This is a genomic window from Streptomyces siamensis (assembly GCF_039543605.1).
GTDB lineage: Bacteria > Actinomycetota > Actinomycetes > Streptomycetales > Streptomycetaceae > Streptomyces > Streptomyces siamensis.
The window spans coordinates 68,111-92,788 of record NZ_BAABKB010000003.1 but is presented as its reverse complement, the minus strand read 5'-3'; the positions used below and the strand labels follow the sequence as shown (position 1 = coordinate 92,788).

Genomic DNA, 24,678 nt, shown 5'->3' with positions numbered 1-24,678 from the left:
TCGGTAACCTTACTCCAGAGTAAATTTACGCCCGAGCTGGGAGTTGGACAATGGCCGACCGCTATCTGAGCTTCACCGGCACCGCGCCCGGTCGCTTCCTGACCCGTCGGCTCGGGCTGCCGCAGCCCGCCGCGCTGCACCGCTGGTCGGCCGGACGCCCACTGCTGGAGGGCGGGTTGCTGCACCTCACGGCGGGCAGGCCGGGCCTCGACGGGCTGGCCGGCGTGCTGGCCCGCACGATGGCGCACGCGCAGACCGCGGACGGCCTCCTCGTGGACTCCGCCCCGCCCGCGGACGGGAGTTCCGGCAGCGGGGGCGACCGTCCCGCCGCCGTCGTCCTCGACGCGACCGGTGTCGCCGACGTGGACGCGCTCGCCGAGGTGCACGCGGCACTGCACCCCGTGCTGCGCTCGGTCGCCGACAGCGGCCGGGTGGTCGTCCTCGGGGCGCCCCTCGACCCGGCCGACCACCGGCAGGCCGCCGCCCAGCAGGCCCTGGAGGGCTTCGTACGATCGCTCGGCAAGGAGATCGGGCGGGGCCGTACGGTGACACTGCTGCGGCTCACCGACGCAGGCACCGCCGAGTCGACGCTCCGCTTCTTTCTGTCGCCCAGGTCCGCCTACGTCAGCGGCCAGGTCGTCGAGGTGACCGCGCCGAGGCCGGACGACAGTCCGGCCGGGGCACCCACGGACCCGGATCGGCCCCTGACCGGACGGACCGCGCTCGTCACCGGGGCCGCGCGGGGCATCGGCGCGGCCGTCGCCGAGACGCTGGCACGGGACGGCGCGCGGGTGGTGTGCCTGGACGTGCCGGCCGCCGGGGCCGGGCTCGACGCGCTCGCCGCGCGCCTCGGGGGTCTCGCGCTGCCGCTCGACATCACCGCCGCCGACGCGGGGGCGCGTATGGTGGCCGCCCTGCCCGACGGGCTGGACGTGCTCGTGCACAACGCGGGGATCACCCGCGACCGCAGGCTCGTCAACATGACCGCGGAGCGCTGGAGTTCCGTGCTCGACGTGAACCTGGCGAGTGTGCTGCGCACGACGGACGCGCTGCTCGACGCCGGGACGCTGCGGCCGGGCGGGCGGATCGTCGCGACCGCCTCGATCGCCGGGATCGCGGGGAACGCCGGGCAGACCAACTACGCCGCGTCCAAGGCGGGGATCGTGGGGCTGGTGCGGGCGCTGGCGCCCGGGGCCCTGGCGGAGCACGGCGTCACGGTGAACGCGGTGGCTCCCGGATTCATCGAGACGAAGATGACGGCGGCGGTGCCGCTGTTCATCCGCGAGGCCGGGCGCCGGATGAACTCCCTGGCGCAAGGGGGACTTCCGGTCGACGTCGCCGAGACGACGGCGTGGCTCGCGCATCCGGGATCGGGGGCCGTGAACGGGCAGGTCGTCCGGGTGTGCGGGCAGAGTCTGCTCGGCGCATGAGGGCACGCCCGGGGCCGGCCCGTCCGACGGCCGCACCCGGGAACCCGACGGCCTCCTCCCCCCGACCGCACCCCGGGGCCCGACGGCCTCCCCCCGACCGCACCCCGGGGCCCGACGGCCTCCCCCCGACCGCACCCCGGGGCCCGACGGCCTCTCCCCGAGAGCAACTCCGCGCTCCGGCCGCCCGTCCCCTCCTCGGCCCGAACGCCCCGTCCCCGAACGCCGGACCGACCGCGATCCCACTGGAGCCCTCATGGACACCCGCACGCTCACCTCCTCACCGGCCCTCCTCCCGGCACTCGCCCGGGGTGCGCTGCTCTCGCCCCTGCGGCGGCCCCGGTCCGACGCACCCGTGCCGTCGACCCGGCTCGTCCTGCCCGGGGTGCGCGTCGATCTCGCCCGGCTGGCCGCCTACGAGCGGGTGTGCGGCTTCGCTACGGGATCGCGGGCGCTGCCGCCGACCTATCCGCACGTGCTGGGCTTCCCGCTGGCCATGCGGATCATGGCGGGCCGGGGATTCCCGCTTCCGCTGCTCGGCCTCGTGCACACGTCGATCGAGATCACGCAGTGGAGCGCGCCGCCCGTGGCGGCCGAGTACGAACTCGCCGTGCACGTCGAGCGGCTGGTGCCGCACCGACGGGGCACCGAGGCGCGGGTGCTGACCGAGGCGCGGGTCGACGGCGGACTGGTGTGGGAGTCGAGGAGCACGTATCTGGCACGGCACCGTCGACGCGACGGGGACACGGCTCCCGAAGCCGCGACCACTGACCCTAGCGGCACGGGCGGCCCGAGCGGCACGAATGGGGCGGGCAGCGCAGAAGGCACGAGCGGCACGCCGGGCCCGTCGCTTCCCTCACGGGCCGAGTGGCGGCTGGCCGGGGACGTCGGGCGCCGGTACGCGGCCGTGTCCGGGGACCGCAACCCCATTCACCTGCACCCTTTCACGGCCCGCCTCTTCGGCTTCCCGCGCGCGATCGCCCACGGCATGTGGACCGTCGCCCGCTGTCTCGCCGAGTACGGGCCGCAGGGCGAGGTGACGGTGCGCGCCGATTTCAGGGCGCCGGTCCTGCTGCCGGGCACGGTGACGTACGCCGCCGAGGGCCCGGCCTTCGAGCTCCGGGGCGAGGACCGCGTCCACCTCACCGGCGAGGTGCGCCCGGCCCTGTGGTGATCAGTCCTGCGGCGGCGGGGACCAGGGACGGCCCTCCATCATGTTGCCGAGGCCCGACCAGGCGAAGTTCATGAGCGTGGCCGCGGCCTGCTTGGCGGAGATGCCGGGGGCGGCGTTGGCCCAGGCCGCGAGGGACTCGGCGGCGCCGACCAGGGCCTCGGCGAGTCCGGCGACCTCCCGTTCGGGCAGGGACGGGTCGCGGTGCGCCTCGCGGGCGGCGACGACGATCAACTGGGTGACGAAGACGACGAGTTCCTCGCGCATCGCCAGCACCTCGGCGGCGAACGGCTCCCCGTGCGTCCGGGCCTGGAGGTGCAGGACCGCCCAGCCGTCCGGGTTCTCGGCGGTGTGCGTGAAGAACGCCCGCAGCCCTTCCCAGAGTTGACGGTCGGCGGGAATGCCCGGCCGGACGCCCGCGCGGACGGCATCGGTGAGCGCCTTGGCCTCACGGCGGATACAGGCGGTGAAGAGGTCTTCCTTGGAGTTGAGGTACAGGTACACCAACGGCTTGGACACGCCCGCCAGATCGGCGATCTCGTCCATCGAGGCGGCCCGGTACCCGCGCTGACCGAAGGTCCGTACGGCGGCGTCCAGCATCTGCTGTTCGCGCACCGCACGCGGCATCCGCTTGTTCTTCACAGCACCCATGCGGGCAAGCGTACGATCGGCCGCCGCCGGGGCGGACCGAACGGAGCGCGAAGACCGGCCGCCGGAGCGGACCGCGCGGGGTCCTAGGAGGGCTGGCCCTGCGCCCCGCGGGCGGCGTCGTCGGCGATGTCCTCCTGGCCGCGGTTGCGTTCCAGGTTGGCCTTGGCGCGGTCCACGCGTGCGACGACCTGGGCCGAGGCGCGGTCGCGTTCCTTGCGCAGGACGACGAAGCTGATCGGCGCGGAGATCACCAGGGCGAGCAGGACGACCCACATGAAGTTGGAGTCGCCGAGGCCGCGGGGGGCGATCCCGGAGTAGACGAGGCCCCAGACGACCACGAGGCAGCCCGCGAAGATCCCAAGGCGCATCAGTGTGTAGCGGAGCATGTCCATCCACTCTTCCGTTCCGAGGGCGTCCTCCCGGCCCGGGCGGGGCCCGGAACCCGGGAAAACGTCCCAAAGGTCACCGTCCAGTGAAGCACGAGCGGACGGCGATCTTTCCGGGGGGTCCGTCTCAGGCCGCGAGCCGCGGCAGGGGCCGCAGCATCGTGATGTCGTCCCGGTCGTCGCCGGGCGCGACCCGGATGGCCTCGGGGACCCGGCCGACCTCCTTGTAGCCGCAGGAGGCGTAGAAGTTCTCCAGACCGAGGCCGCCGCGGCAGGTCAGCCGTATCGCCTCGACGCCGTCGAGGCCGGACGCGGCGTCCTCGGCGGCGGCCAGCAGGTCGCGCCCGTACCCCTTGCCCTGGTGACGCGGGTGCACCATCACCGTGTACAGCCACACCCAGTGCCGCATGAGCCGGTGGGTGTTGTGCGTGAGGAACGCCGTCGCGGCGACGGTGCCGTCCTCGTCCCGGCCGACCAGCAGCCGGGTGCGGCCCTCCACCATGGCGACGAGGTGCTTCAGGAGTTCGGGCCGTATGTCGTCCCGGGCGACGGGCGGCACGAAGCCGACGGAGCCGCCGGCGTTCGTGACGTCCACCCACAGGTCCAGCAGTTCGTCCCGCAGGGCGGGGGTCGTCGCGGGATCCAGTTCGAAGCTCAGTGCCACGTGCGTGTCACACCCGCATCGGCTGGGGCGACTCCCGGCGCGCCGGGTCGGGACCGTCGTACTCGCGGATGATCTCGTACCGGGTGTTCCGCTCCACCGGGCGGAAGCCCGCGTCGCGGATCAGGTCGAGGAGGTCCTCACGGGTCAGCTTGTTCGGCGTGCCGTAGTTGTCCGCGTCGTGCGTGATCTTGTACTCGACGACCGAGCCGTCCATGTCGTCGGCGCCGTGCTGGAGGGCGAGCTGGGCGGTCTGCACGCCGTGCATCACCCAGAACACCTTGACGTGCGGCACGTTGTCGAAGAGGAGACGGGACACGGCGAAGGTCTTCAGCGCCTCGACCCCGGTCGCCATCTGGGTGCGCGCCTGGAGACGGTTGCGGACCTTGCCGTCCTTCATGTCGACGAAGTCGTGCTGGTAGCGCAGCGGGATGAAGACCTGGAAGCCGCCCGTCTCGTCCTGGAGCTCACGCAGGCGCAGCACGTGGTCGACGCGGTGGCGGGGCTCCTCGATGTGCCCGTACAGCATCGTGCACGGGGTCTTCAGACCCTTCTCGTGCGCGAGCCGGTGGATGCGCGACCAGTCCTCCCAGTGGGTGCGGTGGTCGACGATGTGCTGCCGGACCTCCCAGTCGAAGATCTCGGCGCCGCCGCCGGTGAGGGACTCCAGACCGGCGTCGATCAGCTCGTCGAGGATCTCCGAGGCGGACAGCCCGGAGATCGTCTCGAAGTGGTGGATCTCCGTGGCGGTGAAGGCCTTCAGCGAGACGTCGGGCAGGGCCTTCTTCAGCTCGCTGAGCGACCGCGGGTAGTAGCGCCAGGGCAGGTTCGGGTGCAGCCCGTTGACGATGTGCAGCTCGGTGAGGTTCTCGCTCTCCATCGCCTTGGCGAGGCGGACGGCTTCCTCGATGCGCATCGTGTACGCGTCCTTCTCGCCCGGCTTGCGCTGGAACGAGCAGTACGCGCAGGACGCGGTGCACACGTTCGTCATGTTGAGGTGACGGTTGACGTTGAAGTGGACCACGTCGCCGTTCTTGCGGGTGCGCACCTCGTGGGCGAGCCCGCCGAGCCAGGCCAGATCGTCCGACTCGTACAGCGCGATGCCGTCCTCGCGGGTCAGCCGCTCACCGGCCCGGACCTTGTCCTCCAGCTCGCGCTTGAGCCCGACGTCCATGCTCTTACCTCTCCTCGTGACGAACCGTGACAACCGTACTCCCCCGACTTCGCGGCGGGATCGGCCCCCATCAGGTGCTTCGCGCCCTACTCCTCCTCGGGCAGCTCGCCCACCCGGTTCTCCCACTTGGTGGAGAGGACGATGGTCGTACGGGTGCGGGAGACTCCCTTGGTGCCCGACAGGCGCCGGATGGTCTTCTCCAGGCCGTCCACGTCGCTCGACCGCACCTTGAGCATGAAGGAGTCGTCGCCCGCGATGAACCAGCAGTCCTCGATCTCGCCGAGGTCCCGCAGCCGGCGGGCCACGTCCTCGTGGTCGGCGGCGTCGGAGAGCGAGATGCCGATCAGGGCGGTGACGCCGAGGCCGAGCGAGGCCGAGTCGACCGTCGCGCGGTAACCGGTGATGACACCGGCCGCCTCCAGCCGGTTGATGCGGTCGGTGACGCTGGGTCCCGACAGACCGACGAGGCGCCCCAGCTCCGCGTAGGAGGCCCGGCCGTTCTCCCTCAGGGCCTGGATGAGCTGCCTGTCCACCGCGTCCATGCGATCGATAGCCTTCCGCTGAAGAGTTCTGAAAAGTCCTGAATCGAACTGCCTGTACTGAATTGCCTGTACTGAACTGCCTGTACTGATCCGTCTGTGCTGATCCGTCTGTGCTGGACGAACCGCCTGGTGCGAACCGTCCGTGCCGCGCTGTCCGTGCTGATCCGACCGAGCCGTACCGTCCGAAGCGAGGTGCCTGCGCCTGCCGCGTGGGTGGTGCGGCCGTCTCAGGTGGCGCCGCCGCGGGAGCCGCCGCCGAGTTCGCCCTCCCACCGGCGGTACAGGTCGTGTTCCACGCCCGCCGCGTCGAGGACCCGGCCGGCCACGAAGTCCACCAGGTCCTGGATGTGCGTGGCCCCCGCGTAGAAGGCCGGTGAGGCCGGCAGCACGGTGGCGCCCGCGTCGTCCAGGGAGACCAGGTGCCGCAGCATCTGGCCGTTCAGCGGGGTCTCCCGGACGGCGACGACCAGCTTGCGCGACTCCTTGAGCGTGACGCTCGCGGCGCGTTGCAGCAGGTCCTTGGAGAGGCCGAGGGCGACCCCCGCCACACAGGCGGTCGAGGCGGGCACGATGAGCATGCCCTTCGCCGGGTACGAGCCCGACGAGGGGCCCGCCGCGAGGTCCCCCGCGCTCCAGTGGCGTACGCCGTCGACGCTCACGTCGAAGGTGCCGGGCTTGCCGTCGGCGCCCCGGGCCAGCCACTCGCGCAGGTCGTCCCGCCAGTGGGCGTCCCGGAAGGGCAGGCCGGTCTCGTCCAGCAGTGTGAGCCGCGAGGCCCTGCTGACGACCAGGTCGACGCTCTCCCCGGCCGCCAGGAGCGCACGCAGCACCGCGGCGGCGTACGGCGTACCGGAGGCGCCCGACACCCCCACGATCCAAGGCCGGCGCTGCGTCTGTCCTGGCTTCATGATGTCGAGCCTATCCGGCCACTGCCCGGTTTCAGACCGTGAGCCCGCGCACCAGCAGATCGAGCAGGGCGCAGACGAACAGGGCGATGCCGATGAATCCGTTGACGCTGAAGAACGCGCGGTTCAGGCGGGACAGGTCGTGCGGCTTGACGATGGAGTGCTCGTAGAGGAAAGCGCCCGCCACGATCACCAGGCCGAGCCAGAAGAACGCGCCGGCGCCGGTGGCGACGGCGTACCAGACGAACAGGCCCGTGGTGACGGCGTGGCAGCCGCGCGCGCCCCAGATCGCGGCCGGGATGCCGAAGCGCGCCGGTACCGACATGACGCCGATCTCGCGGTCGGTCTCGACGTCCTGGCACGCGTAGATCAGGTCGAAACCGCCGATCCAGATACCGACGGCGAGACCGAGGACGACGGCCTCCCAGGACCATTCGCCGGTGATCGCGAGCCAGCCGCCGACCGGGCCCATGGCCTGGGCGAGGCCGAGGATGGCCTGCGGGAAGTTCGTGAACCGCTTGCCGTAGGGGTAGACCACCATCGGGATCACCGCGACGGGGGCGAGGGCGAGACAGAGCGGGTTGAGCAACGCCGCCGAGCCCAGGAAGATCACGACGGCGATGAGGGCGCCCGTCCAGGCGTGCTTGACCGACATCGCGCCGGTGACGAGCTCGCGGTGGGCGGTGCGCGGGTTGCGGGCGTCGATCTCCCGGTCGATGATCCGGTTGACCGCCATCGCGAAGGTCCGCAGACCCACCATGCAGACGGTGACCAGCAGCAGCCGGCCCCAGTGGATGTTCTTGTCCCACTGGAACATCGCGGTGAGGGCGGCGATGTACGCGAAGGGCAGCGCGAACACCGAGTGCTCGATCATCACGAGGCGCAGGAACGCCTTGGTGCGGCCCGGCTGCGGGATCGCCGCGGAAGCTGAACTCACAGGCCGTACTCCTTCCAGCGGCGGTCGACCTTCGCCGCCGTCTCCGGGTCGGAGAGGACCATCTCGGGCCAGCCGCCGTCCCGGGTGTAGCCCTCCTCGGGCCACTTCTTCGTCGCGTCGATGCCCGCCTTGCCGCCCCAGAACTGCTGGTAGGAGGCGTGGTCGAGATGGTCGACCGGGCCTTCGACGACGCTGAGGTCGCGGGCGTAGTCCGTGTTGCCCAGCGCCCGCCAGGCGACCTCGTGCAGATCGTGCACGTCACAGTCCGCGTCGACGACCACGATGAGTTTGGTGAGGGACATCATGTGGGCGCCCCAGACGGCGTGCATCACCTTCTGGGCGTGTTTGGGGTACTTCTTGTCGATCGAGACGATCGCGCAGTTGTGGAAGCCGCCCGCCTCGGGCAGGTGGTAGTCCACGATGTCCGGCACGATGATCTTCAGCAGGGGCAGGAAGAACCGCTCCGTCGCCCGACCGAGCGGCCCGTCCTCGGTGGGCGGACGGCCGACCACGATCGACTGGAGCAGCGGCCGCTTGCGCATGGTGACGCAGTCGATGGTGAGGGCCGGGAAGGGCTCCTGCGGGGTGTAGAACCCGGTGTGGTCGCCGAACGGCCCCTCCGGGAGCATCTCGCCCGGCTCCAGCCACCCCTCCAGGACGACCTCGGCCTGCGCCGGGACCTGGAGCGGCACGGTCTTGCAGTCGACCATCTCGATCCGCTTGCCCTGGATGAACCCGGCGAAGAGGTACTCGTCGATGTCACCGGGCAGCGGGGCGGTCGAGGCGTACGTCACGGCCGGCGGGCACCCGAAGGCGATCGCGACCGGCAGCCGCTCGCCGCGGCGGGCCGCGACCTGGTAGTGGTTCCGGCTGTCCTTGTGGATCTGCCAGTGCATGCCGATGGTGCGCTTGTCGTGGCGCTGGAGCCGGTACAGCCCGAGATTGCGGATGCCGCTCTCCGGGTCCTTGGTGTGCGTGAGCCCCAGGTTGAAGAACGAGCCGCCGTCCTGCGGCCAGGTGAACAGGGCCGGAAGGGTGTCGAGGTCGACGTCGTCGCCGCGCAGCACCACCTCCTGCACCGGAGCGTCCTTGACCTTCTTCGGCGGCACGTGGGTCATCGCGCCGAGTTTCCCGAAGGCCTCGCGCACCCCGACGAAGCCGTGCGGCAGTTCGGGCCTGAGCAGTCCGCCGATCTTGTCGGAGATCTCGCCGTACGACTTCAGCCCGAGGGCCTTCAGCAGCCGCCGGTCGGTCCCGAAGACGTTCATCGCGAGGGGCATCGCGGAGCCGCGCACGTTCTCGAAGAGCAGCGCGGGCCCGCCGGACTTCTGCACCCGGTCGACGATCTCCCCGACCTCCAGATACGGGTCGACCTCGGCCTTGATGCGCTTGAGGTCGCCCTCGCGCTCCAGCGCCCGGAGCAGGGAGCGAAGATCGTCGTAAGCCATGTGTCCAAGTATCGGCCACCGGCTACCCTGTGCCCGTCACCGGGGCCCCTGTGCCGCCCCGCAACTGCTCACTGGGGGTTCGTTCGGGCATGGTCAGGTATCTGCCGTTCCTTCTGGTCCTGGCACTGTGGATCTACGCGTTCATCGACTGTCTGAACACGCCGGAGGAAGAGGTCCGTGGCCTGCCGAAGGTGGTGTGGGTGATCATCATCCTGCTCTTCGGCGAGGTGCTGGTCGGTCCCGTCGCCTGGTTGGTGGCCGGCAGGACCCGCCGGGCCCCGGCGGGCGGTTCCACCCCGTCGGAGTGGCACCGCAACGCCCGCACCCAGTACGTCGCCCCGGACGACAACCCCGAGTTCCTCAAGTCCCTGAAGACGGAGAACGCCAAGGACGAGGCACTCCTGAAGGACTGGGAGGCGGACCTGCGGCGCCGCGAGGAGGAGCTGCGCCGCCGTGAGCACGGCGAGGAACCGAAGGACAGCTGATGGAACTGCGGCTGCTGGTCACCTTCGAGAAGGTCGCGACGGTACTGAGCTTCACGCAGGCGGCCGCCGAGCTGAAGTACGCCCAGTCCAGCGTGACCGGTCAGATCCGTGCGCTCGAGTCCTCGCTGGGCACGGAGCTGTTCGACCGGCTGGGCAGCCGTATCCGGCTGACGGAGTCCGGTGAGCGGCTGCTGCCCTACGCCCGGCAGATCATCGAGCTGACCGAGGAGGCCCGGGCCGCGGTCGTGGGCGCCGAGGAGCCCTCCGGTGCGCTGACCGTCGGCACCATGGAGTCGCTGACCTCGTACCGGCTGCTGCCGCTGCTGGAGCTGTTCCACCACCGCTACCCGGGGGTGCGGCTGTCGCTGCGCACGACGATCGGGGACGAGACCCGTCAGGCGTTGCGGCAGGGCGCGTACGACGTGGGCTTCCTGATGGAGGAGGAGACCCGGCACGCGGGGCTGGACGTCGCGGTGCTGGCGGTGGAGCCGCTGGCGCTGGTGGCGGCGCCGGGCCACGCCCTCGCGGGAGTGCCGGCCGCGCGGACCGCGGATCTCGTCGGGCAGTCGCTGCTGGCGACCGAACCGGGCTGCGCCTACCGGGACCTGTTCGAGCGGGAGCTCAACTCCCTCGAACCGGCGGGCTCCGGGGTGTCCTTCACGGAGTTCGGCACGATCGAGGCGACCAAGCGAGCCGCGGCGGCCGGCCTCGGGATCGCCTTGCTGCCCGAGGTGACGGTCGCCGCGGAACTCGCGGAGGGAACGCTGGTGCGGTTGCCGTGGGAGGCGCCGTTCACGCTTCGGACGCAACTGGCGTGGCGGGCCGGGAAGCGGCTTCCCGGTCATGTGCGGCTGTTCGTGAAGCAGGCGCGGCGGCTCGTGTCCGAGGAAGGGTGACCCGCAGGCTCGCGGTCACGATCAGCGGGACACCGAGAGCCTGCACCAGCCCGATGTGGTGCCCGTAGACCACCCAGTCCATGACCATGGCGACGGCCGGGTACGTGAAGGCCAGCACGGCGATCTTCGCGGTGGGGAGCTTGGCGTACGCCGCGTACATCAGCACGTACATCAGGCCGGTGTGGATGATGCCGAGGCCGACCAGCCAGCCCCAGTCCGCGCCGGTGCCCCGCATGGCGCCGAAGTCGGCGAAGGGCAGCAGCAGCGGGATGCCGACGAGGACCTGGACGAGGGCGATGAGGTGCGGGCGGACGCCCGTGATGCGCTTGGTGACCAGTGTGGACAGGCCGTACAGCAGCGCGGCGAGGAGGGCCTGGCCGACGCCGAGGAGGTAGGTGCCGCCGCTGGTGAAGTCGGCGGGGGTGACGCCCGAGACGAGGACGAGTCCCGCGAAGGCGACCGCCACCCAGCCGATCTTCGAGGCGGTGAGCCGCTCGCGGAAGAGCAGGGCGCCCAGCAGGACCACGTAGAACGGCTGGGTGTGGTACACGACCGTGGCGACGGAGATCGAGGTGTTCTCGTACGACTGGAAGAGCAGGACCCAGTTGAAGACGATGAACACCCCGCCGAGTGCGGCGAGTCCGAGGGTGCGCGGGGTGAAGCCGTGGCCGCGGAAGTAGCCGCGGGCGAGGGCGTAGCCGCCGAGGGCGAGCGCCCCGAAGAGCACACGGAAGAAGACCACGTTGAAGGGGGAGGCTCCGGACTCCACGACGAAGACGCCGAGGGTCCCGGAGAGCATCATGGCGGCGGTGAGCTGGGCGGTGCCCTTGGTCTCGAGTGTGCTCCTGGAGGTCATGGACACGAAGGTAGGAGCGGGTGCCGGGGTGGGGCCACGGGCCAGTGGGGCGTCCTGCCGATGGCCCCATCGGGGGCGTCGATGAGTCCTCGTCGGGGCCCGGCGCCGGTCGCCGCCGTGGCTTCGACAGCGGTGCCGCGCGGGCCGGGGGCTGACTGCCGCGTGCCCCTCTCCCCCTGTGCTCCGGCGCCGAGAGAGCGGCGGCGGTCCGCCCGTTCCCCCCACCGACGGGCGGACGCGCCGTCGTCAAGGTCGAGTCTGGGCGACTGGACAGTAGAATTGGAAGCAGTTTCTAGAAACTTGCTCTAGAAATGACCAGGAACCGCACAGCAGGAACCGCACCAGTACGAGGACGGCCATCCGATGACCCCCAAGCAGCATCGCGGCGAGGTCACGGCCGACCTGCTCCTGGATGCCGCACTGCGCGTCTACGCCGCCGCGGGCGAGCAGGGCCTCACGGTCGGCGCGGTCACCCGGGAGAGCGGTGTCAGCCTCGGCAGCCTCTACCACCACTTCGGCAGCCTGGACGGCCTGCGTGCCGCCCTCGCCCAGCGCTGGCTGGGCCGGCTGCTGGACGCCATGGTCACGGCCCTGCGCGGCGCCGACACCGCCCGCTCGGGCATCGACGCCCTCGTGCGGTCCTATCTGTCGTTCGTCCGGGAACACCGGGACGCGGCCCTGCTCCTGCACTCCTCGGCCGCCGACCGGCAGAGCTTCGCCCAGGGCAAGGAACTGCGGGACGCGCAGGAGGCCCGGCTGTCCCCCTTCGCCGCGTGGATGAGCAGCCACATCGCGTCCGGCGAGGTCGCCGCACTCCCGGCGGCCCTCGTCGAATCACTGGTCCTCGGGCCCGTCGTCGCCGTCGCCCGCCGCTGGCTGTCGGGCATCGACGACGTCGACCTCGACGAGGCGGCGCGGGTCCTCCCGGAACGGATCTGGCGGTCGGTCAGCGCAGCGCCGCGGTGAACGCCGCCCACGCGGTCCGGGTGATCAACAGGACCGGTCCGTCAGGGGTCTTGCTGTCACGGACGGGGACGAGACCGGGGGTATCGGGGGCCACTTCGACGCAGTCGCCACCGTTGTCGCCGCTGTAGCTGCTCTTGATCCAGGTCTCCGCGTGCGGCTCGTGACTGCCCATGGCACTCGTACCCCTCCATCGCGTCGCCGATCAGAGCGGCGGACTCGCGAGCTGACGGAGTGTCCGCCCTGAGCACATCATAGGTCTGGCCGTGGCGCGTACAGACGGCCGGATCGTCGCTGAAATGGCCGCGGTCCAGGGATTCCGAGTAAACCCACTCGTGCCCGTCGGGCAGCCTGATCAGCGACATCGAGGCGTTGGGACGCACGACTCCGCCGAGGCCCGCCGGGGCGACCTGGATGTGAATGTTCGGGTGACCGCCGACGCGCAGCAGGTGCGCGCACTGGTCCCGCATGACCGCCGCGTTTCCCACCACGTTGCGCAGGCAGCTCTCGTCCAGCACGACGGCGTAGTAGGGGCCGTCGGTGTCCAGGAAGCGCTGTTGTCGGCTGAGCCGTGCCCGCACCCGCTCCTCCACTTCCTCCGCGCTCGCAAGGCGGCGGCCGTACAGAGCCCGTACGTAGTCCTCGGTCTGCAACAGGCCTGGAATGACACGCTCTTGATAGGCACGCAGGGCGACTGCCACAGCATCCATCTCCGCCCGGCGCCGGAACCAGTCCGGATGCTCCACCTGCGGATACCAGTCGATACGGCCCCACAGCCGCGTCAACACCCCGCCTGATCCCAGCAGTTCGTCGCACCGCTTGGCGAACGTGTCCTGCGGTACCCGCGTCCCCGCTTCGACGCGGGCCACGTGGGACCGGTCGCAGGGGATCTCGCGCGCGAGGCCTTCCTGGGTGAGGAGCGCGGCCTCGCGGAAGTGCTTCAGCACCTCGCCGAACACGGCGGCGGTGCTGGCCGCCGCCCCTCCCTCCGCATTGCGTCGGCTCACGGCGTCCCCCTCCGTGACAGTGGGCCACTGTCACGCGTCCGGCATTGATACCGACCGTTCCCCTCCGCGACGCTCGATACACACAGGGTGACCGATCGGTGCGGAGCGAACATGGCCGGGCAGACGAAGCAGTGGGAACCGGGAACGATCGTCCACGACCCGCGGACGGGCAGGGTGGGCGAATACCGCGGCCAGGCGGGCCCGTACGCGATGCTGCGGCCCGTCGGTGGCGGCCGGGAGTGGGAGGCGGACCCGGCGCTGATCCGGCCGGCGACGCCGGAGGAGCGGCTCGGCGCGGGCGTGCGGGCGGCCAACGCCCGTTCCGCGCAGGCCACGGCCAGGCGCCGCGTCTTCCGGTACGTGCCGTACGTGATCGTGCAGGACGCGACGGCGGAGCCCGAGTACGAGGCGCGCTGCGTCTCGGGGGACGAGGCCGACTGCGGCGCGGGGTCCGGCCCACGCCCGCACCCGGCCGAGGTCGAGGAGTGGCAGCGCCTGCACACCCAGGACACCCGGCACACGCGCTACCGGCGCCATTTCGCGGACTACGCGGTCCTGGAACCGGCCGAACCCGTCGGCGCGACGCTCCCGCCGACCGTCGTCACGGGCCCGCCGCCCGGACAAGGGCAGCACCCCGGTGCGCCTCAGCCGTCCTGAGCGTCCCGCAGCACGAGCGCGAGGAGGCCGGGGAAGCGGGTGTCGAACTCGTCGCGGCGCAGCCGGTTGACGCGCTTGGGTCCCTCGTCGCGCTGCTCCACGAGTCCCGCGCCGCGCAGCACCGCGAAGTGATGACTGAGGGCCGCCTTGCCGACGGGCACGTCGAAGCTGCCGCAACTGCGGCTCCACTCCGGGGAATCGGCCAACTCCCGTACCAGCGTGATGCGTACGGGGTCGGCGAGGGCGGCCAGGGCGGTCTGCACGGAGACCTGGCCCGGGTGGGTGTGCTCGGGCGCGGCCCGATGACTGGTGCCGGTCCGCTGCGCCACGCCGTGCTCCTCTCGTCGCCCCTTGCAGAGTGTTCGATGAAAACCATACACTCCCGAGTGTTCGCTTTTCGTTGAACACTGGCGGAGGGGTGTGCCATGCGCGCGGTCGAGTTCGAGGAGTACGGCGGTCCCGAGGTCCTTCGGGTCGTGGAGACGCAGGTCCCGGAGCCGGGACCCGGGCAGGTGAGCATCGACGTCGCGTACACCGGCGTGAACTTCGCCGACCTGAAGGCGAGGTCCGAGGGCTACCGGGTGCCGGGGCTCCCGTTCGTGCCCGGACTGGAGGTGTCGGGCCGGATCAGAGCGGTCGGGGCCGGCGTCGAGGGACTGACCGTCGGCCAGGAGGTCGCCGCGCTGACGGAGGGCGGCGCGTACGCGGACGTGACCGTGGCCGACGCGGTGACCGTGTTCCCGCTCCCGGCCGGGGTCGACCTGCGCACCGGCGCCACGCTCCCCACGGTCCTGCCGACCGCCTACGCCCTGCTGCACACCGTCGGCCGACTGCAGCCCGGCGAGACCGTGCTCGTGCAGGGCGCGGCGGGCGGTGTCGGCACCGTCCTGGGGCAGTTGGCGAAGGCGGCGGGCGCCGGGACGGTGTACGGCGTGGTGTCGGCCGCCGCGAAGGCGGAGTACGCCGCCGAGCAGGGCTACGACGAGGTCTTCGTGGGCTCCTTCACCGACGAGGTCCGCGCGGCGACCGACGGCCGCGGCGTCGACCTGGCCCTGGACCCGGTCGGCGGCGACACCCTGCGCGGCAGCCTCGCCTCCCTCGCCCCCTTCGGCCGCCTGGTCTCCTACGGGAACGCCGGCGGCGCGGAACCCTGGACGGTGGGCCAGCCCGAGCTCTACCCCACCGGCCTGTCCGTCGCGGGCTTCTCCATCCTCGGCCTGGCCCGGACGGCCCCCGCCGCACTCCGCGAGATCGCCCAGAAGGCCTTCCGTACGGTCGTCGACGGCACGGTGTCCCTGCCGGTGACGGCGGAGTTCCCGCTGAAGGACGCGCCGGAGGCGCACCGGCTGATGGGGTCCCGGACCAGCACCGGGAAGCTGCTCCTGACGGTGGCCGACTGAGCGCCGCGCCGACGGCGCGTCCGGTCCGGCGGAGTGAGCGGCATCGGACCGGCCCGGGTCCGTTGCCGGCGACGCGGCGACCGCACGGGTTCGAGAGCCCCGGAGAGGACCGAACGGAGGCGAGCATCGCGAGGCGAAGAAGGCACCGGGCGTGCAACCGTTCGGGACCGGCAGAAGTCTAGCGATCGCAGGGCTGTTCACCTGGAAGACACCGTTCGTTCGCCCGCGTCCCGACAGAGGTTCCCTCCATGCCGATGCCCCCACGCAACCGTCGCACCTCCGGTGCCGCAGTCGCCGCCCTCGGCGCTGCCGGCCTGATCATGCTGGCCGCGGCTCCCGCCGCCTTCGGCGATGAGAGCGCACCCGAATTGGTCGTCGGAGGCGTCAAGCCGATCGGCGGGGTGAAACCGGGGAGCGTCTTCGATGTGCCGGTCACCGTGGCGAACAAGGGCACCGTGGCGGCGGAGAAGGTGTGGGTCTCCTACGGCGTCACCCGGGGACTCGACTTCGCGGAGGTTCCCTCCAACTGCCGGGTACAGCATGTTCGGTCCTACGACGAGATGCCCGAGAGATGGATCGCGGCGTGCGCGTTCGACCAGGCGGTGGCGCCGGGCGCCGTCTACACGCTGGAGAAGCCTCTCCGCGTCAAGGTGCTGGACCGCGCGCTCAACGACGGGCTGCTCCTGCGGGTCGGGGACGCCGATCCCGGGGTCGACGAGAACGGCTATCCGCCGGTGCAGGGAACCGCACCGGCGGTGAAACTGATCGGGGGACCGGCCGGGGGCGCGGGGTCCGCACGAGTCGTCGATGTGCCCGTGACCGCCGTCAACACGGCCGACTACCAGGTGACGGGCGCCGCGTTGAAGGGGAGCGTCGGTGACACGGTGACGATGAAGGTGACGTTCACCAACGCCGGGCCCGCCTGGTGGCAGCCCAGGCCGGGCGATCGGTCCGTCAGTGTCAAAGTCACGCCTCCCGCCGGAACGTCGGTCGTCAAGCGCGGCCAGTTCTGCCGGGTCGAGGGCAAGCGGTACTCCTGCGGCATGCGGTCCCTGTACGAGGGCAGCGGGGAGACCTACACCTTCGAGCTGAAGATCGACAAGCGGGTGGCGGGCGCCAAGGGTTCGGTGGCGCTGAGCACCGAGCCGCGACCGTTCGACCCCAACAAGGCCAACGACAAGGCCGACATCACGCTGGACGTCACGGGTGGGGACTCGACGGGCGGTTCGACGGGCGGGTCGACCAACGGCTCCACCGGCTCGACCGGCAGCTCGACCAATGGCTCGACCGGCAGCTCGACCAATGGCTCGGACGGTTCGACCGGCGGGTCGTCGTCGACGGGCGGATCGTCGTCGACCGGTGGCGACGGGGCGACGACGAACGGCGGCAACCTGGCAGAGACCGGCTCCTCGACCCTGCCGATCGCGGGCGCGGCGGCAGCGGCGGTGCTCACGGGTGCGGGCGCACTCCTCGTCGTGCGCCGCCGCCGGACCCAGAGTCCGAGCTGACAAGCGTCCGATGCGCACGGTGGTACCCGCCCCGGGCCTCCGGTCCGGGGCCTCCGCGCTGCCCTGACCGGTGGCGCCTCGGCGCCGGCCGGGCGGTCCGGCCGACTCCGGAGATCGATCCGCCCTCCGTCGACGGGCAGCGCTCGGTCACACCTCATCCCTTCGGACCGCCTCCGTAGACGATCGGCCGACGACGGGCGCCCCGGACGGTTCCCAGACTGGGTGCACGACCAAGGGCATCGGGAGGCGCGATGGGAACGCGGGGGATCAACAGGGCACGGTTCCTGGGGCTGGCCGCGGGGGCCGGGGGCGCGGTGGCGCTGTCGGCGGGGGCCGCGGGACAGGCCCGGGCAGCCGCGGCGGCCCCGGCCGCGGCAGCGGGCCGGCGGGGGCGCGGGCTGTCGTACCGGGGAGTGGTGTACGAGGTCGGGGAGGGCGAGACACCGGCGACCGGGTGGAGTGCCCGGCGGATGCGCGCGGATCTGCGGGCCGTCGCCCACGACTTGCACGCCGACTCCGTCAAGGTGACCGGGGACGGCGTCGAGCGTCTCACCGCCACCGCGGGCGAGGCGGCGGAGCGCGGGCTCGGCGTCTGGCTCGAACCGACCCTCGGGGACGTGCCCGAGCGGGACATCCTCGACCACCTCGCGGAGACCGGCGCCTTCGCCGAGCGGCTGCGCCGGCAGGGCGCCCGGGTGCACCTCAGCGTGGGCTGCGAGTTCCTGCTGTACGTCCCCGGGATCGTGCCCGGCGCGAACATCCTGGAGCGGGTGGAGAACCTGCTCAAGGGCAACTACGACCCCGTACGCACGGCACGGGAACTGCGCCGGTTCACGGCGCGGGCCGCGTCGACCGGCCGGTCCGTCTTCGGCGGACGGCTCACCTACGCCGCCGCGCAGGACGAGGACGTGGACTGGCGGCAGTTCGACCTCGTCGGGCTCGACTACTACGGCCACTTCGGGCGGCGCGACCAGTACGTCCGCGATCTGGCCCGCTACCGCCGCTTCGGCAAGCCCGTCGCCGTCATGGAGTTCGGCTGCTGCACCTTCCGGGGCGCGCCGGAACTGGGCGGCATGGGCTGGGACGTCGTCGACCGCACGAAGGAGCCGCCCGAGGTGCGGAAGGGCCTGGTACGCAGCGAACGCGCCCAGGCCGCATACCTGACGGACGTACTGGCGGTGTTCGAGTCGATGGGGCTGTACTCGGCGATGGCGTACACCTTCGTCTCCCCGGACGCCCCGCACCGCCCGCACGACCCGCGCCACGACCTCGACATGGCGAGCTACGGCCTCGTCAAACCGATCGAGAACCGTCCGGGCGACCCGGAGTCCGGCTGGCACTGGGAACCGAAGGAGTCCTTCCACGCGTTGGCCCGGCAGTACGCGCGGTCCCGCGACCGCTGACCGCGGCCCGCCCGGCTGTCGGACGGCCGGGCGGGTTCGCGCCGTACTCCCCCAGGTGGAAGGCTGCTTCCGCCGCCGTCCACCCCGGGGACGAGGAGGCTCCCGCGCAGTCGGCCTCCGGGAGGGCCCGACACCGTCGTGCAGGTGGAGCCTCGGCCCACGGGGAACACGGCAGCATGGAAACCCCGTCCGAACCTCATGCTCAGGAGTTCTCGTGTCCGTTCCTGCCGGTGCCCGTCCGATGCGTCTGGCGCGCGGAGCATCGCCGTGGCTCGCCCCGACCGTGGCCACCGCGGCGCTCAGTCTCGTCCGCGCGCGCCGCTCCGGCGCCGCCAAGGCCGTGGCCGTGCCCGCCACCGCGCTCGCGGCCGGCATGCTGTGGTTCTTCCGCGACCCCGAGCGCGAGATCACCCAGGGCCGCGTCATCTCGCCCGCCGACGGTGTGGTGCAGAGCATCATGCCGTGGAAGGACGGGCGCACCCGCGTCGCGATCTTCATGAGCCCGCTCAACGTCCACGTCAACCGCGCGCCGCTGTCCGGCACGGTGACGTCGGTCGAGCACGTCCCCGGCGGGTTCGTTCCGGCGTTCAACAAGGAGAGCGAGAACAACGAACGCGTCGTCTGGCACTTCGACACCGAGCTCGGTGACATCGAGATGATCCAGATCGCCGGCACGGTGGCCCGCCGCATCGTCCCCTACGTCCCCGAGGGCACCAAGGTGGAGCAGGGCGAGCGGATCGGCCTGATCCGCTTCGGCTCGCGCGTCGACATCTACCTCCCGGAGGGTGTGGAGCCCGCGGTCGAGGTCGGCCAGAAGACCACGGCCGGCATCACCCGCCTCGACCGCGACTGAGGGCGGTCCGCGACCGGCGGCGCTGCACGACCACGGCGCGGCGCGACCGGCGGCGCGCGGCGTCGTTGCCCCGGCGTTCCGGCCACAGGAGAGTGGGGGCATGGAGCGCATCGATCAGGCACGGGCGCGCGCGTGGCTCGCCGTCGCCCTCGCGGAGGCCCGCTCCGGGCTCGCCGAGGGCGGCATCCCCATCGGGGCGGCGCTGTACGGCGCGGACGGCACCCTGCTGGGCCGCGGCCACAATCGCCGGGTCCAGGACGGCGACCCCTCGGCGCACGCCGAGACGGCCGCCTTCCGGGCCGCGGGACGGCAGCGGTCCTACCGCGGGACGACCATGGTGACCACGCTCTCGCCGTGCTGGTACTGCAGCGGCCTGGTCCGGCAGTTCGGCATCTCCCGGGTCGTCGTCGGCGAGGCGGAGACCTTCCACGGCGGCCACGACTGGCTCGCCCGGCACGGTGTGGAGATCGTCGTGCTGGACGACCCGGAGTGCGCCGCGCTGATGCGCGCCTTCATCGAGGACGACCCCGCACTGTGGAACGAGGACATCGGTGACTGACCCGAAGGCCCCGGCCGGCCCGCGCATCCCCACCATCGACCTGCGCCCCTGGCTCTCCGGAGACTCGGACGCCCGCGCCGCCACCGCCCGCACCGTCGACGACGCCCTCCGCACGGCGGGCTTCCTGCTCGTCACCGGGCACGGCGTCGACCCGGCGCTGCGCGCCCGCATCCGCGCCGCCGCCCGCGCCTTCTTCACCCTGCCCGCCGCCGCGAAGCAGCCGTACGCCGCCCGGGTCGGGGGGCGCGGCTGGCTCGGCCCGGGCGCCGAGGCCAACGCCTACGCGGAGGGCACCGAGACACCGCCCGACCTCAAGGAGTCGCTGACCTTCGCCACGCACGAGCCCTTCGAGGACCCCGAGGTCAACGCCGAGTGGTACGCGCCGAACGTCTGGCCGGCCGAGGTCCCGGAGCTGCGGGAGCTGTGCGAGGAGTACCTGGCAAGGATGGGCGAGCTGGAGAACCGGCTGCTCGTCCTGCTCGGTGAGGCCCTGGGGCTGGCACCGGACTTCTTCACCCGGCACATGGAGCACCCGACGTACGGCTTCAACATCAACTGGTATCCGGGGACGGAGGTGCTCGGTGAGCCCGAGCCGGGCCAGTTCCGCATCGGCCCGCACACCGACTTCGGCACGGTCACGATCCTCGACCGGCAGGCGGGCCGGGGCGGTCTCCAGGTGCACACGGACGAGGGAGGCTGGCAGGACGCGCCCTTCGAGCCGGCGGCGTTCACCATCAACATCGGTGATCTGATGGCCCGTTGGACGGGCGATCGGTGGCGTTCGGGGCGCCACCGGGTGCTGCCGCCGCCCTCGGACGCACCGGCGGAGGAGCTGATGTCGCTGGTCTACTTCGGCGAGTGCACGCCGGGGACGCTCGTCGAGTCCGTCCCCGCGCCCGTGGGCCGTGTCGTGTACGAGCCCGTCGACTCGCATGTCTACCTGCGCGAGAAGCTGAACTCGATCACAGTCGGCTGACCGGCGGACACTTTTCGTAACCCAACGGACACCGTGCGCCCTATCCCGAACCAACTCCCCCTTTTTACACGGGTATTGATACACCTCACAGCAGCACATCGGACCGGACCGCGCCAGGGGGAGATGCGGTGCACACAGGGCTGCACGGCCGGGGAGCGCTGTTCGACACCGATCCGCCCGGACTCGCGTCCCGGCTCGTCGGTCTGCGTCCGTACCAACTCCGCTCGACGCCGTACGAACACCCCGGCGAACCGCCCTTCGTGGTGTTCACGGGCGGGCGCGGGCTCGGCAAGAGCGCCGTGCTGCGGGAACTGCGCGACGCCTATCGCGGGCACACGCCCGTCGCGTTGATCGACGGCGAGGACCGCCAGTTCGCCGCCCCGCCGCCCGAGCGTCCGGCGGAGGCCTGGTCACCGGTCGGACAGGCGCTCACCACGATCGCCGAACAGCTCGCCGAGCCGGTGACGGGCGCCGGGCGGATCGGTTTTCCGAGACTGGCGGCGGGTCTGCTCGCCGTGGCCGCGGGCGGCTGGAGCAACCGCGACGTGCCGCGCATCCGGCAGGAGGCGGAACGCATCCTGCTGCTCAACGAGACCGGCACGTGGCTGTCGGGCTTCGCCGGACGCTGGGTGAGCAAGGTCATCTCCAAGCTCGTCGCCTCGATGAGCGGCACCGGCCCGGTGGTGGAACCGATCATCGAGGCGACCCTGGAGGCGTTCGCCGAGGGCGTCGCCCCGGCCCACCGCCGGCTGCGCAAGGCCGCCACGTGGTACCGGGACTACCCGAACGCGGGCGGCAGCCCCAAGCTGGCCCTCATCCTGCTGTCCCGGCACTTCCGGGCGGGCGGCGACTCGCTCCGGCACGCCGAACGCCATCTCGTGCGGGCTCTGCTCGCCGACCTCGACGACGCCTACTCGGGCGTCATGCAGCGTTCGCACCGGCGCGGGCGCCCCGTCGTCCTCATCGACAACGTGCAGGAACCGGCGGGCCTCGGCCTGCTGGAGCCGGTCCTGCGCGACCGCGCCGAGGGCATCGCCGACCAGGTCGTCTTCTGCGCGGCGCTGCGCGGCTACGCCCACCCCGCCCTGCGCAACGCGGGCCGCCGCACCCTCCCCGAGGAGGCCCGGGAGAGCGGCTGGGAGCCGGGCACCTCACCGTCCTCGCGCGCGTTGCTCGTCTCCCTGCCGCCGCTGACGCCCGACGACACACTGCACATCGTCGACACCGTCGCCCAGGGCACGTCCCCGGCACCCGGCGCCACGGACGTGCCCCCGCACCTCCCGCACGCCACCCACCGCCTGACCGGCGGCAGTCCCCTCGGCATCACCCTGCTCGCCGGCTCGGCACGCCAGAACCTGCCCCAAGGAGCCGACTCCCTCGGCCAGTTGCTCACCGCCGACGTCGCCCTGCACGAGGACCGGGACGGCCGCCCCACCTATCAGGAGCTCCTCGCCCACCTGGTGCCCGGCGGACGGCTCGACGAACTGACCGTGCTCGCCGCGGCGCACGACCGCGACTCGGCATGCGTGCTCGCCGAGGCCCAACTCCCTGAGGACTTCGGCGCGTCGGGCGTCCTCGACCTGGAGGAGCGGCTCGCCGCGGAGGGCTGGCCGACGGCCTCCGGACAGTTCGTCGGCGATCCGTTCCTGCGCGCCCTGCTCCTGCTGCGGCTGCACCACGGCGACCCGGACCACGCACGCTGGCGGGCCGCGCACCGCACCCTCGTCGACCACTACCAGGACACCGGCGAGGCGCCCGCGCAGGACGCCGCCCGCTATCGGCTGCACCACGAACTCGCCCTGGGCGATGCCGACTCCGCGGTGGCTCATCTGCGCGACAGCTTCCCGCGCACCGACACCCGGGCCTGGCTGTCGTCGCTGCTCTTCGTCGCGTCCGCGCCGTACTTCCACCCGCACGACCCGGACGGCCGGGACTTCGACGGCCACGACCACCGGGCCTCCGTCGCACTCGGCCACACCGACGCGGCGCAGCGGCCCCCGGACAGCGTGGACGCCGTGCTGCATCTGCGGGTGCGGCGGCTGCTGCACGCCGTCTGGCAGCTGACCGACCCACTGGTCCTGCCGGACCCGAAGGTGACCGAGCGGCTGCGCTTCGAGCTGGAGCAGCTGTCGAACCTGCGGCCGGCGGGCAACGCCCTGCTGTGGCGGGCCTCGCGGGACTGGCCGGCGGACGCCCGGGCCGGCCGGCCCTTCCGCGTCCCGGGCGACGACGACGAGATCGGGAACGGAGGCAGGTGATGGCGCGTGTGTGGACGTGGCTGCGCGAAGACCTCTGGGAGATTCGTTTCCGCCGGTATGTCGCGCTGACGCTCGTGGCCGCCCTCGTGGGCCTCGGCGTGTGGGGCGGCATGACGGCCGCCAAGGAGAACCGCTCCTGCGCACCGGGAGTCGTCCAGCCGAAGGGCAGCGACGAGTGCGTCGGCGTCTCGTGGACGACGTACGCCTTCGGCCGCCCGCGGTTCGCCGAGACCATCCGGGCGATCAACCGGGAGAACCACCGCCTGTCCCCCGGCAGTTACGTCACCGTAGCCCTGCTCGAACCCTTCACCGCGACCGACGCGGACAACCTCGGCGACGTGCTGCACGAACTCCAGGGCGCCTATCTGGCCCAGTACCAGGCCAACCACGACACGACCGGCCTCAAGCCGAAGATCCGGCTGGTGCTCGCCAACCCCGGTGCCGGCGGCGCGCACTGGCGGCACACCGTCGACCAGTTGGAGCGCATGACGAAGGGCCCCGACCGGCTGCGCGCGGTGACCGGGGTCGGTCTGAGCACCGACAACAACAAGAAGGCCGTCCAGGAGCTGACCCGCCGGGGCATCCCCGTGATCGGCAGCTCGATCACCGCCGACGACCTCGCCAACGGGCAGGACGGCAAGGACCCCTTCCCGGGGCTCGCCCGCGTCTCCCCCACCAACACCGACGAGGCCCGCGCCCTCGCCTCGTTCGCCAAGGTGTCGGCCGCCGACGCGTTCCTGGTCTACGACCGGACCGGCGACCCGTACACGCGCACCCTCCAGCGGTCCTTCGAGAAGATGCTCAAGGGCTCCCGCTACGAGGCACAGCCCTTCACCCCGCCCGCCGACCGCAGCAAGGAGGGCAGCACCGCCAATGTGTTCGCGCAGGTCAGCAACATCCTGTGCAACACGCCGAAGACCACGGACACCATCCTCTTCGCCGGCCGGCACACCCAACTGCGGCAGTTCATCAACGCGTTGGGGGCACGCGGCTGCGTCGACCGCCGGTTCACGGTCCTCACCGGCGACGAGGGCTCGTACCTGGCCGGGGACAAGGACCTCGACCCGGCCGCCCTCAAGGACCCCCTGCTGACCGTGCGGTACACGGCGCTCGCCCATCCGGACGCCTGGCCGAAGGACGGCGCGAGGACCGGCGGCAGTGCGGCCGACGCCAAGGTGCTCCGGGAGCTGCTGGCGAGTGCCGCGCGCGAGCCGGCCGGCCCCATCGGGAAGGTCGGCCTGGACGACGGCCAGCTGATCATCGCCTACGACGCCATGCGGCTCGCGGTGCACGGCATCCGCGGGGCGTCACCGACCGGCAAGGTCCCCGCGCTGCGGGACGTGGGGCTCCAGTGGCCGCAGGTGAAGGGCACACAGCTGCGGGTGAACGGGGCGAGCGGATGGATCTGTCTGGACGCCCACGGCAACCCGTACGACAAGGCCGTGCCGATCGTGGAACTCACCCCGGACAGCCGCACCCGCTTCGTGCGGATCGCCTGGCCGGAGGGGAAGCCACCGGCGAAGGAGTGCCTGCCGCCGTCGTAGGGGCGGCGGCG

The 24,678-nt window shown here is 72.0% G+C and carries 25 protein-coding genes and 1 pseudogene; 14 read left to right on the top strand and 12 right to left on the bottom strand.

From position 1 onward, the window contains the following. Nucleotides 1-50: 50 nt before the first annotated feature. Together ABEB03_RS09395 and ABEB03_RS09390 are read left to right on the top strand one after the other, a co-directional pair. Nucleotides 51-1,430 (top strand): 3-oxoacyl-ACP reductase, encoded by a 1,380-nt coding sequence (locus ABEB03_RS09395; RefSeq protein WP_345644455.1) that lies wholly within the window; start codon nucleotides 51-53, stop codon nucleotides 1,428-1,430. Nucleotides 1,431-1,683: 253 nt separating this feature from the next. After that, nucleotides 1,684-2,601 (top strand): MaoC/PaaZ C-terminal domain-containing protein, encoded by a 918-nt coding sequence (locus tag ABEB03_RS09390; RefSeq protein ID WP_345644452.1) that lies wholly within the window; start codon nucleotides 1,684-1,686, stop codon nucleotides 2,599-2,601. Here the strand turns inward: ABEB03_RS09390 and ABEB03_RS09385 are convergent, their stop codons facing one another. From ABEB03_RS09385 to ABEB03_RS09350, 8 genes are all read right to left on the bottom strand, one after another. Further along, on the bottom strand, nucleotides 2,602-3,249 hold the full coding sequence (locus tag ABEB03_RS09385; RefSeq protein ID WP_345644449.1) for a TetR/AcrR family transcriptional regulator: 648 nt from the start codon (nucleotides 3,247-3,249) through the stop codon (nucleotides 2,602-2,604). It lies immediately after the preceding gene. 83 nt (nucleotides 3,250-3,332) lie between these two features. Further along, on the bottom strand, nucleotides 3,333-3,635 hold the full coding sequence (locus tag ABEB03_RS09380) for a DUF4229 domain-containing protein (protein WP_345644784.1): 303 nt from the start codon (nucleotides 3,633-3,635) through the stop codon (nucleotides 3,333-3,335). 127 nt (nucleotides 3,636-3,762) lie between these two features. Next, nucleotides 3,763-4,299: a GNAT family N-acetyltransferase gene (locus tag ABEB03_RS09375; RefSeq protein WP_345644446.1), complete on the bottom strand. Its 537-nt coding sequence runs from the start codon at nucleotides 4,297-4,299 to the stop codon at nucleotides 3,763-3,765. 7 nt (nucleotides 4,300-4,306) lie between these two features. Beyond that, nucleotides 4,307-5,470: an aminofutalosine synthase MqnE gene (gene mqnE, locus ABEB03_RS09370; RefSeq protein ID WP_028805065.1), complete on the bottom strand. Its 1,164-nt coding sequence runs from the start codon at nucleotides 5,468-5,470 to the stop codon at nucleotides 4,307-4,309. Between the two features lie 86 nt (nucleotides 5,471-5,556). Further along, nucleotides 5,557-6,012, bottom strand: a complete 456-nt coding sequence (locus ABEB03_RS09365; RefSeq protein ID WP_028805064.1) for an Lrp/AsnC family transcriptional regulator — start codon at nucleotides 6,010-6,012, stop codon at nucleotides 5,557-5,559. Between the two features lie 227 nt (nucleotides 6,013-6,239). After that, nucleotides 6,240-6,920, bottom strand: a complete 681-nt coding sequence (locus ABEB03_RS09360) for a UbiX family flavin prenyltransferase (RefSeq protein WP_345644440.1) — start codon at nucleotides 6,918-6,920, stop codon at nucleotides 6,240-6,242. A 31-nt stretch (nucleotides 6,921-6,951) separates the two neighbouring features. After that, entirely contained in the window at nucleotides 6,952-7,854 is a 903-nt protein-coding gene (mqnP, locus tag ABEB03_RS09355) for a menaquinone biosynthesis prenyltransferase MqnP (protein WP_028805062.1), read from the bottom strand. Further along, nucleotides 7,851-9,302 (bottom strand): menaquinone biosynthesis decarboxylase, encoded by a 1,452-nt coding sequence (locus ABEB03_RS09350; protein WP_345644435.1) that lies wholly within the window; start codon nucleotides 9,300-9,302, stop codon nucleotides 7,851-7,853. Before ABEB03_RS09350 ends, mqnP begins: the two co-directional genes overlap by 4 nt. An 89-nt stretch (nucleotides 9,303-9,391) precedes the next feature. Here ABEB03_RS09350 and ABEB03_RS09345 point away from each other — a divergent pair, with 89 nt between their 5' ends. Both ABEB03_RS09345 and ABEB03_RS09340 read left to right on the top strand, forming a co-directional pair. Further along, a complete protein-coding gene (locus ABEB03_RS09345) occupies nucleotides 9,392-9,787 on the top strand; it encodes a PLD nuclease N-terminal domain-containing protein (RefSeq protein WP_345644432.1) in 396 nt (131 codons plus the stop codon). After that, nucleotides 9,787-10,683, top strand: a complete 897-nt coding sequence (locus ABEB03_RS09340; RefSeq protein ID WP_345644429.1) for a LysR family transcriptional regulator — start codon at nucleotides 9,787-9,789, stop codon at nucleotides 10,681-10,683. Before ABEB03_RS09345 ends, ABEB03_RS09340 begins: the two co-directional genes overlap by 1 nt. Here the strand turns inward: ABEB03_RS09340 and ABEB03_RS09335 are convergent. After that, complete coding sequence (locus tag ABEB03_RS09335) at nucleotides 10,580-11,539, bottom strand: DMT family transporter (RefSeq protein ID WP_345644426.1); 960 nt, start codon at nucleotides 11,537-11,539, stop codon at nucleotides 10,580-10,582. The two genes, ABEB03_RS09340 and ABEB03_RS09335, sit on opposite strands and share 104 nt — an antisense overlap. 363 nt (nucleotides 11,540-11,902) lie before the next feature. On the opposite strand from ABEB03_RS09335, the gene ABEB03_RS09330 reads away from it, so the two are divergent. Then, on the top strand, nucleotides 11,903-12,505 hold the full coding sequence (locus ABEB03_RS09330; RefSeq protein ID WP_345644423.1) for a TetR/AcrR family transcriptional regulator: 603 nt from the start codon (nucleotides 11,903-11,905) through the stop codon (nucleotides 12,503-12,505). On the opposite strand, the gene ABEB03_RS09325 is transcribed toward ABEB03_RS09330, so the two are convergent. Next, nucleotides 12,486-12,599, bottom strand: a complete 114-nt coding sequence (locus ABEB03_RS09325) for a DUF397 domain-containing protein (RefSeq protein ID WP_345644420.1) — start codon at nucleotides 12,597-12,599, stop codon at nucleotides 12,486-12,488. The genes ABEB03_RS09330 and ABEB03_RS09325 overlap by 20 nt on opposite strands. Continuing rightward, entirely contained in the window at nucleotides 12,562-13,509 is a 948-nt protein-coding gene (locus tag ABEB03_RS09320; protein WP_345644417.1) for a helix-turn-helix domain-containing protein, read from the bottom strand. Before ABEB03_RS09320 ends, ABEB03_RS09325 begins: the two co-directional genes overlap by 38 nt. A gap of 111 nt (nucleotides 13,510-13,620) precedes the next feature. Between ABEB03_RS09320 and ABEB03_RS09315 the strand changes: the two are divergent. Further along, nucleotides 13,621-14,070 (top strand): annotated as a pseudogene (locus ABEB03_RS09315) (DUF7848 domain-containing protein); the annotation flags it as partial. A gap of 83 nt (nucleotides 14,071-14,153) precedes the next feature. Here the strand turns inward: ABEB03_RS09315 and ABEB03_RS09310 are convergent. Further along, a complete protein-coding gene (locus tag ABEB03_RS09310) occupies nucleotides 14,154-14,495 on the bottom strand; it encodes an ArsR/SmtB family transcription factor (protein ID WP_345644414.1) in 342 nt (113 codons plus the stop codon). A 96-nt stretch (nucleotides 14,496-14,591) separates the two neighbouring features. Between ABEB03_RS09310 and ABEB03_RS09305 the strand changes: the two genes are divergently transcribed. The 8 genes from ABEB03_RS09305 to ABEB03_RS09270 all read left to right on the top strand — a co-directional run bounded on the left by ABEB03_RS09305 (nucleotide 14,592) and on the right by ABEB03_RS09270 (nucleotide 24,667). Beyond that, a complete protein-coding gene (locus ABEB03_RS09305; RefSeq protein WP_345644411.1) occupies nucleotides 14,592-15,566 on the top strand; it encodes a quinone oxidoreductase family protein in 975 nt (324 codons plus the stop codon). Nucleotides 15,567-15,814: 248 nt separating this feature from the next. Continuing rightward, entirely contained in the window at nucleotides 15,815-17,074 is a 1,260-nt protein-coding gene (locus ABEB03_RS09300) for an LPXTG cell wall anchor domain-containing protein (RefSeq protein WP_345644408.1), read from the top strand. Between the two features lie 251 nt (nucleotides 17,075-17,325). Then, complete coding sequence (locus tag ABEB03_RS09295; RefSeq protein ID WP_345644405.1) at nucleotides 17,326-18,477, top strand: abortive phage infection protein; 1,152 nt, start codon at nucleotides 17,326-17,328, stop codon at nucleotides 18,475-18,477. Nucleotides 18,478-18,718: 241 nt separating this feature from the next. Continuing rightward, a complete protein-coding gene (locus ABEB03_RS09290) occupies nucleotides 18,719-19,330 on the top strand; it encodes a phosphatidylserine decarboxylase (RefSeq protein WP_345644781.1) in 612 nt (203 codons plus the stop codon). 100 nt (nucleotides 19,331-19,430) lie between these two features. After that, the gene (locus ABEB03_RS09285) at nucleotides 19,431-19,889 is read left to right on the top strand and encodes a nucleoside deaminase (protein ID WP_345644402.1); all 459 of its coding nucleotides are present in this window, start codon (nucleotides 19,431-19,433) and stop codon (nucleotides 19,887-19,889) included. Beyond that, nucleotides 19,882-20,865: an isopenicillin N synthase family dioxygenase gene (locus ABEB03_RS09280; RefSeq protein ID WP_345644399.1), complete on the top strand. Its 984-nt coding sequence runs from the start codon at nucleotides 19,882-19,884 to the stop codon at nucleotides 20,863-20,865. Before ABEB03_RS09285 ends, ABEB03_RS09280 begins: the two co-directional genes overlap by 8 nt. 128 nt (nucleotides 20,866-20,993) lie before the next feature. Next, nucleotides 20,994-23,123: a hypothetical protein gene (locus tag ABEB03_RS09275; protein WP_345644396.1), complete on the top strand. Its 2,130-nt coding sequence runs from the start codon at nucleotides 20,994-20,996 to the stop codon at nucleotides 23,121-23,123. Beyond that, nucleotides 23,123-24,667: a hypothetical protein gene (locus tag ABEB03_RS09270; RefSeq protein WP_345644393.1), complete on the top strand. Its 1,545-nt coding sequence runs from the start codon at nucleotides 23,123-23,125 to the stop codon at nucleotides 24,665-24,667. The genes ABEB03_RS09275 and ABEB03_RS09270 overlap by 1 nt, the downstream gene beginning before the upstream one ends. Nucleotides 24,668-24,678 lie beyond the last annotated feature (11 nt).

Excerpts from the sequence above, each read along its gene's own strand:
- ABEB03_RS09395 (WP_345644455.1), top strand. The coding sequence starts at position 51 with ATGGCCGACCGCTATCTGAGCTTCACCGGCACCGCGCCCGGTCGCTTC.
- ABEB03_RS09390 (WP_345644452.1), top strand. The coding sequence starts at position 1,684 with ATGGACACCCGCACGCTCACCTCCTCACCGGCCCTCCTCCCGGCACTC.
- ABEB03_RS09385 (WP_345644449.1), bottom strand. The coding sequence starts at position 3,249 with ATGGGTGCTGTGAAGAACAAGCGGATGCCGCGTGCGGTGCGCGAACAG.
- ABEB03_RS09380 (WP_345644784.1), bottom strand. The coding sequence starts at position 3,635 with ATGCTCCGCTACACACTGATGCGCCTTGGGATCTTCGCGGGCTGCCTC.
- mqnE (WP_028805065.1), bottom strand. The coding sequence starts at position 5,470 with ATGGACGTCGGGCTCAAGCGCGAGCTGGAGGACAAGGTCCGGGCCGGT.
- ABEB03_RS09365 (WP_028805064.1), bottom strand. The coding sequence starts at position 6,012 with ATGGACGCGGTGGACAGGCAGCTCATCCAGGCCCTGAGGGAGAACGGC.
- ABEB03_RS09360 (WP_345644440.1), bottom strand. The coding sequence starts at position 6,920 with ATGAAGCCAGGACAGACGCAGCGCCGGCCTTGGATCGTGGGGGTGTCG.
- ABEB03_RS09350 (WP_345644435.1), bottom strand. The coding sequence starts at position 9,302 with ATGGCTTACGACGATCTTCGCTCCCTGCTCCGGGCGCTGGAGCGCGAG.
- ABEB03_RS09345 (WP_345644432.1), top strand. The coding sequence starts at position 9,392 with ATGGTCAGGTATCTGCCGTTCCTTCTGGTCCTGGCACTGTGGATCTAC.
- ABEB03_RS09340 (WP_345644429.1), top strand. The coding sequence starts at position 9,787 with ATGGAACTGCGGCTGCTGGTCACCTTCGAGAAGGTCGCGACGGTACTG.
- ABEB03_RS09335 (WP_345644426.1), bottom strand. The coding sequence starts at position 11,539 with ATGACCTCCAGGAGCACACTCGAGACCAAGGGCACCGCCCAGCTCACC.
- ABEB03_RS09330 (WP_345644423.1), top strand. The coding sequence starts at position 11,903 with ATGACCCCCAAGCAGCATCGCGGCGAGGTCACGGCCGACCTGCTCCTG.
- ABEB03_RS09305 (WP_345644411.1), top strand. The coding sequence starts at position 14,592 with ATGCGCGCGGTCGAGTTCGAGGAGTACGGCGGTCCCGAGGTCCTTCGG.
- ABEB03_RS09300 (WP_345644408.1), top strand. The coding sequence starts at position 15,815 with ATGCCGATGCCCCCACGCAACCGTCGCACCTCCGGTGCCGCAGTCGCC.
- ABEB03_RS09295 (WP_345644405.1), top strand. The coding sequence starts at position 17,326 with ATGGGAACGCGGGGGATCAACAGGGCACGGTTCCTGGGGCTGGCCGCG.
- ABEB03_RS09290 (WP_345644781.1), top strand. The coding sequence starts at position 18,719 with ATGCGTCTGGCGCGCGGAGCATCGCCGTGGCTCGCCCCGACCGTGGCC.
- ABEB03_RS09285 (WP_345644402.1), top strand. The coding sequence starts at position 19,431 with ATGGAGCGCATCGATCAGGCACGGGCGCGCGCGTGGCTCGCCGTCGCC.
- ABEB03_RS09270 (WP_345644393.1), top strand. The coding sequence starts at position 23,123 with ATGGCGCGTGTGTGGACGTGGCTGCGCGAAGACCTCTGGGAGATTCGT.